The organism is Streptomyces sp. LMG1-1-1.1 (assembly GCF_040815545.1).
GTDB lineage: Bacteria > Actinomycetota > Actinomycetes > Streptomycetales > Streptomycetaceae > Streptomyces.
The window spans coordinates 67,214-80,300 of record NZ_JBFPNH010000076.1 but is presented as its reverse complement, the minus strand read 5'-3'; the positions used below and the strand labels follow the sequence as shown (position 1 = coordinate 80,300).

At 70.4% G+C, this 13,087-nt stretch carries 10 protein-coding genes; 6 read left to right on the top strand and 4 right to left on the bottom strand.

Annotated features, from left to right (window positions below):
• Nucleotides 1-46: 46 nt before the first annotated feature.
• Nucleotides 47-1,315, bottom strand: a complete 1,269-nt coding sequence (locus MRBLMG1_RS33915) for an ATP-grasp domain-containing protein (RefSeq protein ID WP_367827984.1) — start codon at nucleotides 1,313-1,315, stop codon at nucleotides 47-49.
• Between the two features lie 77 nt (nucleotides 1,316-1,392).
• Here MRBLMG1_RS33915 and MRBLMG1_RS33910 point away from each other — a divergent pair, with 77 nt between their 5' ends.
• On the top strand, nucleotides 1,393-2,589 hold the full coding sequence (locus tag MRBLMG1_RS33910; protein WP_367827983.1) for an MFS transporter: 1,197 nt from the start codon (nucleotides 1,393-1,395) through the stop codon (nucleotides 2,587-2,589).
• 71 nt (nucleotides 2,590-2,660) lie between these two features.
• Nucleotides 2,661-4,019 (top strand): nucleotide disphospho-sugar-binding domain-containing protein, encoded by a 1,359-nt coding sequence (locus tag MRBLMG1_RS33905; protein WP_367827982.1) that lies wholly within the window; start codon nucleotides 2,661-2,663, stop codon nucleotides 4,017-4,019.
• 145 nt (nucleotides 4,020-4,164) lie between these two features.
• Here MRBLMG1_RS33905 and MRBLMG1_RS33900 read toward each other — a convergent pair whose 3' ends face one another.
• Nucleotides 4,165-5,706 carry an alpha/beta fold hydrolase gene (locus MRBLMG1_RS33900; RefSeq protein ID WP_367827981.1) on the bottom strand — a complete coding sequence of 514 codons (1,542 nt, stop codon included), beginning with the start codon at nucleotides 5,704-5,706 and terminating at the stop codon, nucleotides 4,165-4,167.
• 162 nt (nucleotides 5,707-5,868) lie between these two features.
• Between MRBLMG1_RS33900 and MRBLMG1_RS33895 the strand changes: the two genes are divergently transcribed.
• From MRBLMG1_RS33895 to MRBLMG1_RS33880, 4 genes are all read left to right on the top strand, one after another.
• Nucleotides 5,869-6,225, top strand: a complete 357-nt coding sequence (locus MRBLMG1_RS33895; protein ID WP_367827980.1) for a VOC family protein — start codon at nucleotides 5,869-5,871, stop codon at nucleotides 6,223-6,225.
• A gap of 214 nt (nucleotides 6,226-6,439) precedes the next feature.
• The gene (locus MRBLMG1_RS33890; protein ID WP_367827979.1) at nucleotides 6,440-8,836 is read left to right on the top strand and encodes an ATP-binding cassette domain-containing protein; all 2,397 of its coding nucleotides are present in this window, start codon (nucleotides 6,440-6,442) and stop codon (nucleotides 8,834-8,836) included.
• A 202-nt stretch (nucleotides 8,837-9,038) separates the two neighbouring features.
• On the top strand, nucleotides 9,039-10,019 hold the full coding sequence (rfbB, locus tag MRBLMG1_RS33885; RefSeq protein WP_367827978.1) for a dTDP-glucose 4,6-dehydratase: 981 nt from the start codon (nucleotides 9,039-9,041) through the stop codon (nucleotides 10,017-10,019).
• Nucleotides 10,016-11,404 (top strand): NDP-hexose 2,3-dehydratase family protein, encoded by a 1,389-nt coding sequence (locus MRBLMG1_RS33880; protein WP_367827977.1) that lies wholly within the window; start codon nucleotides 10,016-10,018, stop codon nucleotides 11,402-11,404. Before rfbB ends, MRBLMG1_RS33880 begins: the two co-directional genes overlap by 4 nt.
• 81 nt (nucleotides 11,405-11,485) lie before the next feature.
• On the opposite strand, the gene MRBLMG1_RS33875 is transcribed toward MRBLMG1_RS33880, so the two are convergent.
• The gene (locus MRBLMG1_RS33875; protein ID WP_414721701.1) at nucleotides 11,486-11,965 is read right to left on the bottom strand and encodes a carboxymuconolactone decarboxylase family protein; all 480 of its coding nucleotides are present in this window, start codon (nucleotides 11,963-11,965) and stop codon (nucleotides 11,486-11,488) included.
• A 135-nt stretch (nucleotides 11,966-12,100) separates the two neighbouring features.
• The gene (locus MRBLMG1_RS33870) at nucleotides 12,101-12,844 is read right to left on the bottom strand and encodes a gamma-glutamyl-gamma-aminobutyrate hydrolase family protein (protein ID WP_367827976.1); all 744 of its coding nucleotides are present in this window, start codon (nucleotides 12,842-12,844) and stop codon (nucleotides 12,101-12,103) included.
• Between the last annotated feature and the right edge of the window lie 243 nt (nucleotides 12,845-13,087).

Here is a 13,087-nt window from a genome sequence, read left to right as displayed (position 1 = left end):
AACGGTGGCGCGGTCGGCGGCCGGTCGGGGCCCGGTCGAACGGCGGTCAGGAGCCGTCGAGGGCGTAGAACCCGACGCCGTCGAGGTGCCGGATGGTGTTCAGGTCGCGCTGCACGACCTCGTCGAGGTCGTGCAGCAGCGTCACGACCACCGGGTACGTGAGGTCGTCGACCGTCCTGCGGATCTCCTGGCCCGGCTTCACCAGGACCGTCAGGGCGTGGAAGCCCTCCAGGCGCTCGATCTCCTCGATGCCGCGGTACTCCCGGAGCACCCCCTCCACCGGCGAGACCATGCCGGCGATCGCGCAGTACCGCTGCACCTCGTACGGGGTCCCCGCGCGCGCGTGGAACCGCTCGGGCCGCAGATAGGCGTCGACGGTCCAGTCCAGCTGAGACGCGCCGATGCCGAGGCCGGCGGCGGCCGGGATGCCGCCGCCCGCGATCCGGGCGCCGACCTCGACCAGACAGGGACCGTCCGGGGTCATCCTGATCTCCAGGTGCGCGGGACCGTGCCGGATGCCGAGGGCGTCGAGGACCTGGAAGCCGTACTCCGTGAGCGGCTCCACGACCCGGTCGGCGGAGTCGACGAGGGACAGGGCGTCGCAGAGGTCGACGACGCCGTTCGCGCTGACCCGGCCGGTCCGCCAGACGTCGCACACGTGGTGGCGGCCGTCCCGGCTCACGGTGTTGACCATGTACTCGGTGCCCGCCAGGTACTCCTGGGCCACGGCTCCCCGGTTGGGCTGGGAGAAGACGTCGTCGGCGTCGGCGAGGGACCGGTAGGCGGCGACGGACTCCTCGGGCGTGTCGCAGAAGGAGACGCCCTGGCTGCCGGCGCTGCGCGGCGGCTTCACCACGACCCGTCCGCCGAGCTCGCGGTGCCAGGCGGCGAGTTCGTCCGCGTCGGTGGCCCGCAGCTGCCGGGCCGCGCGGAGCCCGGCGGTCCGCAGGGTCTCGATCATCAGGTGCTTGTCGCGGCGCGCGGCGCTGAGGGCGGTGCCGTTGCCGGGCAGGCCGAGCCGTTCCGCGAGCAGGTCCGCGAGCTCCACCCCGATCTCACCGCCGGAGATCACCGCGATCGGCGCGAACGCCGCGACCACGTCGGCGGTGGCCGCCAGGTCGCCGTCGTGGACGATGTCCAGGACGAAGTCGTCGGGGACGTGCGGGGCCGACCGGTAGACGTACGGCACGTCGCGCGTGCTCTGCACACGGACGACGGAGCACCCCTGCTCCCGGAATTCCAGAACGAGCGAACGGACCGCGGCATAGGCATCGACCATCACGATGCACGGGCCGCCCTGTATGGCTGCTGTCATGTGTTCAAGATAGACAGACTTCCCCTTGGCCGAAATCCGTTCAGCTCTGCCATCCTCCAGCCCTGGAGGGATACTTCATGACGTTATTTCCCGCGACTTTCCGGTCGCCTCATTTCACTCCCGCGTTGCTGTTCGTCAACACGTGCGGGAGTTTTCTGCTTCTCGTGAGCCTGTCCACCCGCGTCGGTTCCACCACCGGTTCGGGACTGCTCGCCGGCGCCGTCCTGAGCGCCCCGTGGCTGCCCGCGCTGCTGCTCGCCGCCCCGCTGAACCGGCTGCTCGCCCGGCGCGCCCCGGAGCGCCTGATCCGGCTGGCCGAGCCCGCGAGCCTGCTGCTCACCGCCGCCGCGCTCGCGGCCCCGGGCCCCGCGCTGCTCGCCGTCGCCACCGGACTCGTCCTGGCCCGCGGTTTCTTCGAGGCGGTCACCCGCTCGGCCACCGCCGTCGTGCTGCGCGGCGCGGTCCCGGCCGACCGGCTCGACCGGGCCAACACCGTCGCCGAGATCGGCAAGCTGACCGGCCTGAGCGTCGGCGCCGCGCTGGCCGGACCGGCCGGGTCGGTCCTCTCGCTGCGGGGCCTGATCGCCGTGAACGCGGCGACCCTCGCACTCTCCGCGCTGCTCGCCTGGGCGCTGCCGGCGGCCGGGGTCGCCGCCTCCGGGGAGAAGGACGGGGCGAAGGCCGCGGCCGGCACCCGGCTGCGGGTCGAGGACCCGGTGGTACGCCGGCTGTTCGCCCGGTTCCTGCTCGTGGCGTTCTGGCAGGGCTTCCACACGGTCGCCGTCACCGTGATCCCGCTCCACCTCCTGGACGGCGGGACGCGCCTGGTGGGGGTGTTCGTCGCGATGTCGGCGCTCGCGATCTTCGCGGGTTCGCTCGCCGCGCTGCCCGCGCAGCAGTACCTCGACCGGGTCCCGTCGGCCGTCTGGGCGGTGCTGCCCATGGCGCCGTTGCTCGCCGCGGTCCTGGTCGGCCGCACGGCACCGACGCTGGTGCTGTACGCGGTGTTCCTGGTGCTCTTCGAGGTTGCCTTCGTGCACTTCAACAACCGGCTGCTCGCCGCGGCCTCCGCCGAGGAGCTGTCGTCCGTGGTGACGCTCCGGGCGACCCTGCTGCCCTCCGGCGTGGCGGTGTCGATCCTGGTCATGGGCGCCCTCTGCGATCTGGCCGGCCCGGTGCCGGCGGCCCTGGTGGTCGCCGCCGTCACGTTCCTCGTCACCGCCGCAACCGGTGGCACCCGGCAAATCTGGAGAAGAACCGTGCCGGAAGCGTGAGCATGATGATCGGGACCGGCGAGGGCGAGTACCCCCAGACTCCCCCGGCCCCGACGCGAAGGCGGTCCGTCATGCGTGTACTCATCGTGCCGTTTCCCTTTAAGACACACCTGTTCAACCTGATCCCGCTGGCCTGGTCGCTGCAGACCGCGGGCCACGAGGTACGGGTGGCCGGCTGGCCCGACCTCCTCGACGACGTCACCGGCGCCGGGCTCACCGGCATCAGCGTCGGCCCGGGCGAGACCGCCGAGGTGCGCAGGCAGCGCGACCAGCGCGACCAGCGGAAGAAGGCCGCGGCGCCGGCGGCCGGCGGGGCGGCGCCGGGCGGACCGGGGCGGGGCGGACCTGGGCAGGGCGGCGGTCTCGACCCGCTCTTCGACGTGCGCCCCGACCGCGACCGGCTGAGCTGGGAGCAGGCCACCGGGGTCTTCGAGAACCTGGTGCTGCCGCAGGCCCGGCGGTCCAACGACACGATGATGGACGACGTGGTCGGCTTCGCCCTCGAATGGAAGCCCGACCTGGTGCTCTGGGGTGCGAAGGCGTTCGCGGGCGCGGTGGCCGCCGCCGCGGTCGGCGCGGCGCACGCCCGGGTGCTGTACTCGGTGGACGTCTACAGCCGCATGCGCGAGGACTTCCTGCACGCCCAGCGGCAGCAGCCCCCGGAGGACCGCGCCGACGGCCTGCGCGACTGGCTGTCCGGCTGGGCGGAGAAGTACGGCGTCGAGTTCTCCGAGGACCTGGTGAACGGCCAGTTCACGATCGACCCGCTGCCCGGGGCGTTCCGCCCCGACTCCCGTCCGACGACGCTCCCCATGCAGTTCGTGCCCTACAACGGCCCCACGGTGGTGCCCCGTTGGCTGGCCGAGCCGCCGCGGGCCCCGCGGGTCCTGATGACGTTCGGCGACGCGGTGAACGACGGGCCGGTGCGGCAGCTGCTGCCCGTCGAGAAGATCCAGGAGATCCTCGACTCCGTCGGCGACCTGGAGATGGAGCTGGTCCTCACCCTGCCGCGGGAGTCCCAGGACAAGCTGCGCCGGGTGCCGGACAACACCCGGCTGGTGGAGTCCGTGCCGCTCGCCGACGTCCTGCCGACCTGCACGGCCATGGTGCACCACGGCGGGACCTGGTCGTTCGGCTGCGCACTGCGCTACGGCGTCCCCCAGCTGCTGGTCAGCCGGGCGTTCGACGTGCCGCTGAAGCTCCAGTGCCTGGAGCGGTCGGGGGCGGGGCTCGCCATGAAGCCCGCCGAGGTGGACGGTCCCGGTGTCCGCGCCGCGATCGTCCGGCTCATCGAGGACGAGACGCTCCGGGCCAACGCCCGGCGGCTGCGCCTGGAAGTCCTCACGATGCCCGCGCCCAACGAACTCGCGCGCACCCTGGCGCAGTTGGTGGACGCCCACCGGGCCGGCGCGACCACCGCCGCGCGCTGAGCCGGAGCGGCGCCCTCCGGGCGAAGCCTTCCCGGAGAGCGCCGCTTCCTTTCGTCACGGAGGCCACGGGCCCCGCATGTCTCGCTCATGCGGGGCCCGTCCGCGTCCCGCATGTCTCGCTCATGCGGGGCGCGTCCGTGTCCGCTCAGGCGCCGGCCGGCACCGGGTCGGGCGCCGCCGCGCAGGTGGCGTCGACACCCCACTTGGAGGCGGGCCGGGTGCCGTCCCTCAGGTAGTCGCTGAGGTAGGCGTTGAGGCAGGTGTTGCCGTTCGCCGACAGGGCCGCGCCGACGCTGTGGCCGCCCTTCTCCATGACGAAGCGGGAGTTGGGGAAGCGCAGGTGCGTGTCGTAGGCGCCGAGCACGCCGTGCGAGGTGTCGAACTCGGGCTGCACGATGAGGACGTCCACCGAGGAGTTGCCGACCTGTACCGGGGTCTGGGAGGCGGCCGGCCAGAAGGCGCACGGCGCGGTGTACCAGGCGTTGTTCCAGGTCAGGAACGTGGTGCCGACGGCGTACTGGGAGTGGTAGGCCGCGCTGTAGGTGTTCCAGTCCTTCGGCCACGGGCCGTCGGTGCAGTTGACCGCGTTGGTCATGGTGTGGCGGTTCTGGTGCGGGAAGCCCGGGTCGGAGAAGTTGGCCTTCAGCGAGGTCGGGTCGTTGTTCACGACGAAGTCCGAGAGGATCTTCGCGCGGTTCAGCCAGATCCAGTGGCGGTAGACGACCGGCTCGAAGACGTCGGCCCACTCCGCCGGGCCTATCTTGCCGTCGACGGGCGCGGTCCTGAGGCTGTCCTGGGCCTGGTAGTACTTCGCCTCGACCTGGGCGGCGGTCGTGCCCAGGTGGTAGACGGAGTCGTACTTGGCGACCCAGGTGAAGAAGATCCCGGCGTTCTGCTCGGTCGTGAAGTTCTTGCCGAGCTGGTTGAGGAAGCCGACGCCGCTCGGGCTGACCACGCTGTCGAGGATCATCCGCTGCACCCGGTTCGGGTACATGCTGGCGTAGACCGAGCCGAGGTAGGTGCCCCAGTCGGTGCCGAAGTAGGTGATCTTCTCCTGGCCGAGCGCGATGCGCATCTGCTCCAGGTCGCGCGCGGAGTCCTTGGTGGTGAGGTGGTCGAGCACGTCGCCGTACTGCTGTCCGCAGCTCTGGGCGTACGCGCGGGCCCGGTCCACCAGGGCCTGCTCGGTGGCGGGCGAGGAGGGCACGGGCTCGGGAAGCGCGTGGCCCGGGTTGATGTAGGTCGGGTCGCAGACGATCGCCGGCTCGCTGGCGCCGACGCCGCGCGGGTCGAAGCCGATGAAGTCGTAGGCCGCGCCGACGTCCGCCGCGAGGCCGGTGGTGCCCTTGGCGTACCGGGTGGGCAGGTCGCGCGCGATCGGACCGGGCCACTGGCCGCGGTGCAGGATCACGACGCCCTTGTACTGTGCGTCGGCGACGGTGTGCTTGGCCCGGGTCAGTGCCAGACTGATCTTCCGGCCCTCGGGCTGGCTGTAGTCGAGCGGCACCTGGACCGTGCCGCACTCGAGGCCCTTGAGCATGGCTCCGAGGGTCGGATCGTTTTCCGGACACGGCGACCAGGCCACGCTTGCGGCCGGCGTGACCGCCTCCACCGCCGCCACCGGGGTGACGGCCGGACCCACCAGGCCGGTCACGATCACCGTTGTGACCAATGCGAGCTTCTTCACGTGATTCCCCTTCTGGATGCAACGCGCTCGCAGCCTGACAAGGCCCTCTGTAATTCCGGTCAAAGATGGCTGGAATCCCACTTGAGTGAGCAAGAACGGAGAAGCATCCGGGAAGGGGTTTTCCCTAGCATGCGGAAACACGATCCCGACCTAGGAGTGATCATGCCCCACCCCGGCACCCAGGGAATCAAGACGGTGCTCCACCCCGTCAAGGACCTGGCGACGGCCAAGACCGTGTACACCGCGCTGCTCGGCGTCGAACCGCAGACCGACGAGGACTTCTACGTCGGCTTCGACGTCGCGGGGCAGCACATCGGCCTGGTCCCGGGGGCGGGCACACAGGGCATGGCGTCCCCCGTCGCCTACTGGCATGTGCCGGACATCGAGGCGAAGTTGGCCGAGGTGATCGCGGCCGGCGCCGTCGTGCAGAACCCCGCCGCCGAGGTCGGCGGCGGCCGTCTCGTGGCCACCGTCACCGACGTCGACGGCAACGTCCTCGGCCTCCTCCAGGAGCGCTGACCCCGGCCGCCTCCGCCCCTCCCGCCCGGAGCGCCCCCCTCGCACCCGGCCCTCCCCCCTACGGCTCGCATCCCCCTGGATTCCCGCTCGAATTCGCCTCAAGCCCCCCGCGAGGAGAATTCGAGCGGGATTCGAGGGGGATTCGAGCGTGTCCGCCTAAGCTCGCCGGATGGGGCCGGGCAAGGGCGGTCCCATCCGGAGAGATGGAGAGACCATGAGCAAGGACACCGGCACGGACGCGAGTTCCACCGAGCCGCACGTCGCCGACCGTCACGGCCTGATCCGCGTGCACGGGGCACGGGTGAACAACCTCAAGGACGTCAGCGTCGAGCTCCCCAAGCGCAGACTGACCGTGTTCACCGGGGTGTCCGGCTCGGGCAAGAGCTCCCTCGTGTTCGGCACGATCGCCGCCGAGTCCCAGCGGATGATCAACGAGACGTACAGCACCTTCGTCCAGGGCTTCATGCCGACCATCGCACGGCCCGAGGTCGACGTCCTCGAAGGCCTGACCACCGCGATCGTCGTCGACCAGCAGCGGCTCGGCGCCGACCCGCGCTCCACCGTCGGCACCGCCACCGACACCAACGCGATGCTCCGCATCCTCTTCAGCCGCCTCGGCACGCCGTACATCGGCCCGCCCAGCGCCTTCGCCTTCAACGTCCCCAAGCGGGTCGCCAGCGGTGCCATGAGCATCGACAAGGGCAAGGGCGAGAAGGTCGTCGTGCGCAAGGCCGTCTACCACGGCGGCATGTGCGCCCGCTGCGAGGGCCGCGGCACCGCGAACGACATCGACCTCACCCAGCTGTACGACGAGTCGAAGGCGCTCGGCGACGGCGCGTTCACCATCCCCGGCTGGAAGCAGGACAGCTTCTGGACCACCCGCGTCTACACCGACTCGGGCGTCCTCGACCCGAAGAAGCCGATCCGCGACTTCACCGCCAAGGAAATGGAGGAGTTCCTCCACGGCGAGTCGCGCAAGGTCAAGGTCGACGGCGTCAACCTCACCTACGAGGGCCTGATCCCGAAGATCCGGAAGTCCATGCTCTCCAAGGACAAGGACTCGCTCCAGCCGCACATCCGGGCGTTCGTGGAGCGCGCCGTCACCTTCACCTCGTGTCCCGAGTGCGGCGGTACGCGGCTGAGCGAGGAGGCCAGGTCGTCGAAGATCGGCGGCGTCGGCATCGCCGACGCCTGCGCGATGGAGATCAGGGACCTGGCCGCGTGGATCCGCGGCCTCGACGAGCCGTCGGTCGCGCCGCTGCTCGCCAAGCTGCTGCACACCCTGGACTCGATCGTACGGATCGGCCTCGGCTACCTCTCCCTTGACCGCCCCGCCGGCACCCTGTCGGGCGGTGAGGGCCAGCGGATCAAGATGATCCGCCACCTCGGCTCCTCGCTCACCGACACCACCTACGTCTTCGACGAGCCCACCACCGGCCTGCACCCGTACGACATCAGCCGGATGAACGACCTGCTCCTGGAGCTGCGCGACAAGGGCAACACGGTCCTCGTCGTCGAGCACAAGCCGGAGACGATCGCCATCGCCGACCACATCGTCGACATCGGCCCGCGGGCCGGCTCCGGCGGCGGCCAGGTGATGTTCGAGGGCACCCTCGACGGGCTGCGCGCCAGCGGTACGGTCACCGGCCGCCACATCGACGACCGCGCCGCCGTCAAGGACACGGTGCGCAAGGCGAACGGGCACCTGGAGATCCGCGGCGCCACGACGCACAACCTCCAGGACGTCGACGTCGACATCCCGCTCGGCGTGCTCTGCGTGATCACCGGCGTCGCCGGCTCCGGCAAGAGCTCGCTGATCCACGGCTCGGTGGCCCGCCGCGAGGGCGTGGTCTCCGTCGACCAGGCGCCGATCAAGGGTTCGCGCCGCAGCAATCCGGCGACGTACACCGGGCTGCTCGACCCGATCCGGAACGCCTTCGCCAAGGCCAACGGCGTGAAGCCGGCCCTGTTCAGCGCCAACTCCGAGGGCGCCTGCCCCACCTGCAACGGCGCCGGCGTCATCTACACCGACCTGGCGATGATGGCGGGCGCCGCCACCACCTGCGAGGACTGCGAGGGCAAGCGGTTCGAGGCGTCGGTCCTCGAGTACCGGCTCGGCGGCCGCGACATCAGCGAGGTGCTCGCGATGCCGGTCGACGAGGCCAAGGACTTCTTCGGCGCCGGCGAGGCCCGCGTCCCCGCCGCCCTGCGCATCCTGGAGCGCCTCTCCGACGTCGGCCTCGGCTACCTCGACATCGGCCGGCCCCTCACCACCCTGTCGGGCGGCGAGCGCCAGCGGCTCAAGCTGGCCACGCACATGGCGGAGAAGGGCGGGGTCTACGTCCTCGACGAGCCGACCACCGGCCTCCACCTCGCCGACGTCGAGAACCTGCTCGGGCTGCTCGACCGGCTCGTCGACTCCGGAAAGTCGGTCATCGTCATCGAGCACCACCAGGCCGTGATGGCGCACGCCGACTGGATCGTCGACGTCGGCCCCGACGCCGGCCAGGAGGGCGGCCGGGTCGTCTTCGAGGGCACGCCCGCCGAACTCGTGGAGAACCGCTCGACCCGCACCGGCGAGCACCTGTCGGCGTACGTCGGCAAGCAGTAACGCCACCCGGAATCAAGGGGGTTGGCGACGGGAGAGGTCCCGCCGCCGGCCCCCTGCGGTTTTTCAGCGGTTGAACCCGCAATCTGAAAGATGCCCCCCATCAGGCATTTCTTTAGCGTGAATTGCATGCCATCCGTCCCCCTCATCGAAAAGGGTTAAGACACATGCCTGGACCGTGGAATTCCGACTGCGATGTGATCTCATGAGAATCCTCGTCACCGGCGGAGCCGGATTCATCGGCTCGCATTATGTGCGGACCATGCTCGACGGGGGGTACCCGGGCTACGAGGACGCGCACGTCACGGTCCTCGACCTGCTGACGTACGCGGGCAACCGCGACAACCTCCCCGCCGCACACCCCCGGCTCACCTTCGTGCACGGCGACATCCTCGACCGGGAGCTGCTCCGCTCGGTGCTCGAAGGCCAGGACGCGGTCGTGCACTTCGCCGCCGAGAGCCACGTCGACCGCTCCATCCGGAGCGGCGCCGCGTTCGTCCGCACCAACGTCGAGGGCACGCAGGCCGTCCTGGAGGCGAGCCTGGCCGCCGGCGTCGAGCGGGTCGTGCACGTCTCCACGGACGAGGTCTACGGCTCCATCGACGAGGGGCACTGGACCGAGGAGTCCCCCCTCCTGCCCAACTCCCCCTACGCCGCGTCGAAGGCCGCCTCCGACCTCGTCGCCCTGGCCTACTTCCGTACGCACCGGCTGAACCTCTCGGTCACCCGCTGCTCCAACAACTACGGGCCGTACCAGCACCCCGAGAAGTTCATCCCGCTCGCCGTCACCAACCTCCTCGAAGGCCGGCGCATCCCCGTCTACGGCGACGGACAGCAGATCCGCGAGTGGCTGCACGTGGACGACCACTGCCGCGCCATCCAGCGGGTCCTCACCGCGGGCCGGGCCGGCGAGGCGTACAACATCGGCTCCGGCTCGTCCGTGCCCAACCTGACGCTGGCCCACCGGCTCGTCGAACTCCTCGGCCTGTCCACGGACCTCATCGACCACGTCGCCGACCGCAAGGCGCACGACCGGCGCTACGCCCTCGACCAGACCAAGATCGAGGAGGAGCTCGGCCACCGGCCGCTCACCTCCTTCGACGAAGGCCTGGCGGCGACCGTCGACTGGTACCGGAACAACCCGCAGTGGTGGAAGCCGGTCAAGGAGAGCGGTGGTCGGCCGTGACCGTGCAGACACGACTGGTGCCGCGCCACCGGGCCGGCATCACCGAGCGCCTCGCCCTGTCCGCCGCCACGCCCGAGGGCGTCCACATCGCCACGTCCGACGTGCCGGGCTGGCTGGACTTCCACCGGCTGACCTGCGGGACGGCGATCCGCCGCATCCCCTTCGTCGAGCTCGACCACTGGTCCTTCGCTCCGGACACGGGCGACCTGCGGCACAGCAGCGGCAAGTTCTTCACCGTCGAGGGACTGCACGCCGTCCGACCCGAGGGCGCGTGGCAGCAGCCGATCATCGTCCAGCCGGAGATCGGCATCCTCGGCATCCTCGCCAAGGAGTTCGACGGCGTCCTCCACTTCCTCATGCAGGCGAAGATGGAGCCGGGCAACCCGAACCTGGTGCAGCTCTCCCCCACCGTGCAGGCCACCCGCAGCAACTACACCAAGGCCCACGGCGGGGCGGAGGTGAAGTACCTGGAGCACTTCCTCGCCCCGGACCGGGAGCGGGTGCTCACGGACGTCCTGCAGTCCGAGCACGGCGCCTGGTTCTACCGGAAGCGCAACCGCAACATGATCGTCGAGGTGGAGGGCGACGTCCCCGCCGACGAGGACTTCCGCTGGCTCACCCTCGGCCAGATCACGGCCATGCTCCGCGTCGACAACGTGGTGAACATGGACGCGCGCACGGTCCTGGCGAGCGCCCCGATGGCCCCCGCCGAGATCGGCGCGCTGACCTCCGACGCCGACCTGCTCGCCTGGTTCACCGGCGAGCGGGCACGCCAGGACATCGACGTGCGCCGGATGCCGCTGCGCGAGATATCCGGCTGGCGGCGCGACGAGTACTCCGTCCGCCGCGACGACGACCGGTTCTTCCAGGTGGTGGCGGTGTCCGTCGAGGGCGCCGGCCGCGAGGTCGCCGGCTGGACCCAGCCGATCATCGAGCCGGTGGGCCAGGGCATCGTCGCCTTCGCCCGGCGCGTGTTCGACGGCGTCCCGCACGTCCTGGTGCACGCCCGCGTCGAGGGCGGCTTCCTCGACACGGCGGAACTCGCGCCGACCGTGCAGTACGTCCCGGAGAACTACGCCCACCTGCCGGCGGAGCACCGGCCGCCGTTCCTGGACGCGATCCTCTCCGCGCCGGCCGACCGCGTGCGCTATTCGACGGTCCACTCCGAGGAGGGCGGCCGGTTCCTCAACGCCGAGAGCCGGTACCTGATCGTGGACACCGACGAGGACACCACCCCGGCCGAGGCTCCCCCCGGATACCACTGGGTCACCCCCGGCCAGCTGAACTGGCTCGCCGGACACAGCCGTTACGTGAACGTGCAGGCGCGCACCCTGCTGGCCGTGCTCACCACGGGCGCCGGCGGCCGCTCGCTCTCCTCCCGCTGACCCCGCACAAAGCATCAGGCCCTGTTCGGTGGATTTCCCACCGGACAGGGCCTGATTGCGAATGCCTGGAGACGAGTCGAGTCAGCTGGAAGAGGTCGAGGCGGGCTGGGCCTGCGCCTGGGCGAGCCGGGACGTCATCGGGGTCCACTTCTTGGGGTTGATGCGCCAGTCGACCGGCTCCTGCTTGGTGGCGACGTTGACGCGGTTCCACAGGTTGACCAGGCCGATGTGGAGGACGATCGCACCGAGTTCGACCTCGTTCCAGTGCTTGGCGGCCTCCTCCCAGACCTCGTCCGACACCGGGTCCTCCCGGTCGTTGATACGGGTGGCGGCCTCGGCGAGGGCGAGGCAGGAACGCTCGGCGTCGGTGAAGCAGTCCTGCTCGCGCCAGGTCTCCACCACCGGCAGACGGTGGTCCTCCTCCCCGGCGGCCTCGAACTCGGCCTGCTTCTTCGGGATCTGGACCGGACGGCCGTTGATCTGGCTCACCCGCAGGTGGATGAGCACCAGCGTCTTCAACGGCACACCGACGCTGTTGACGGCCTTGACCAGTGCACGCATGGGCGGCAGAACATCGGGAACGACCAGCGACGGGTTAGGCATCCGCGGCGACATCTGTAATTCTCCTTCGGATCGGGATCGGTAACAGCTTGCCCACCGGGCAGCCTTTTCTCAAGTATTCCGAATTTCGACGGATCAGTTGCTTTTCCGGCTCGCAGCGGCTTGTACGAGTGCTTCGTGGAGTCGGGTGTCGGGAGTGTGCCCGGCCTCCCATTGCACGCCGATCGCAAAAGGATGGCCGGTGACTTCGACGGCCTCGACGGTGTCGTCCTGGGCCCGTCCGGTGACGGTGAGGCCGGCGCCGATCCTGCTCACCGCCTGGTGGTGGTGGCAGGCCGTCTCCGGCTCGGCCTCGTCGATGACGGCGGCGATCCGGCTGCCGGGTTCCAGCTTCAGCGGGTGGCGGCCCAGGGTGAACGAGGGCGTGCGCGGCTGGTGGCCGTCGTGCCCCGTGATCTCCGGCAGGTGCTGGTGGAGGCTGCCGCCGTGCAGCACGTTGAGCAGCTGCATCCCGCGGCAGATGGCGAGTACCGGGAGCCTGGCATCAAGTGCCGCTTCAAGCAAGGCGAGTTCGACGCGGTCGGCGTCCGGGCTCATGGGCCGGGTGACCGGGTGCGCCGCCTCGCCGTAGAGCGCCGGATCGAGGTCGGGGCCGCCGGGGACGAGCAGGCCGTCGAGCCGGTCGACGAGGGTCTCGACGCCGGGCAGCAGGGGGAGCAGCAGGGGCGTAGCGCCCGCCGCGGACAGGAACGCCACGTGCGCCTGGAGGGCGAGACTGACGAGCATGTCGCTGCCCTGGAGCGTGACCGGCGCGGTCCGCGCGCAGATCCCGATGACCGGCCGCCCGGCGCCCGCCGGACCGTTCACGTCTGAATTCATGACCACCCTCATGGGTTTCCGTGGGTTCCGTGGGTTCGCGTTCAACTGAGGAAATCGAGCAGATGGAACAACCGCCGAAACGGGCGGTCGGCACCGTAAAAATAGCCGCGGACCCGAAACGGAGGCCATCGTTCACGAGCGGCCCCGTAGGGGACTACTGAACATTTGGCAACCCTGGTACCAAGGTGGGCGGGGAGTATTGCATCCCCGGTTAATCTCTCGCAGCCCATTCAACCGAGGTAA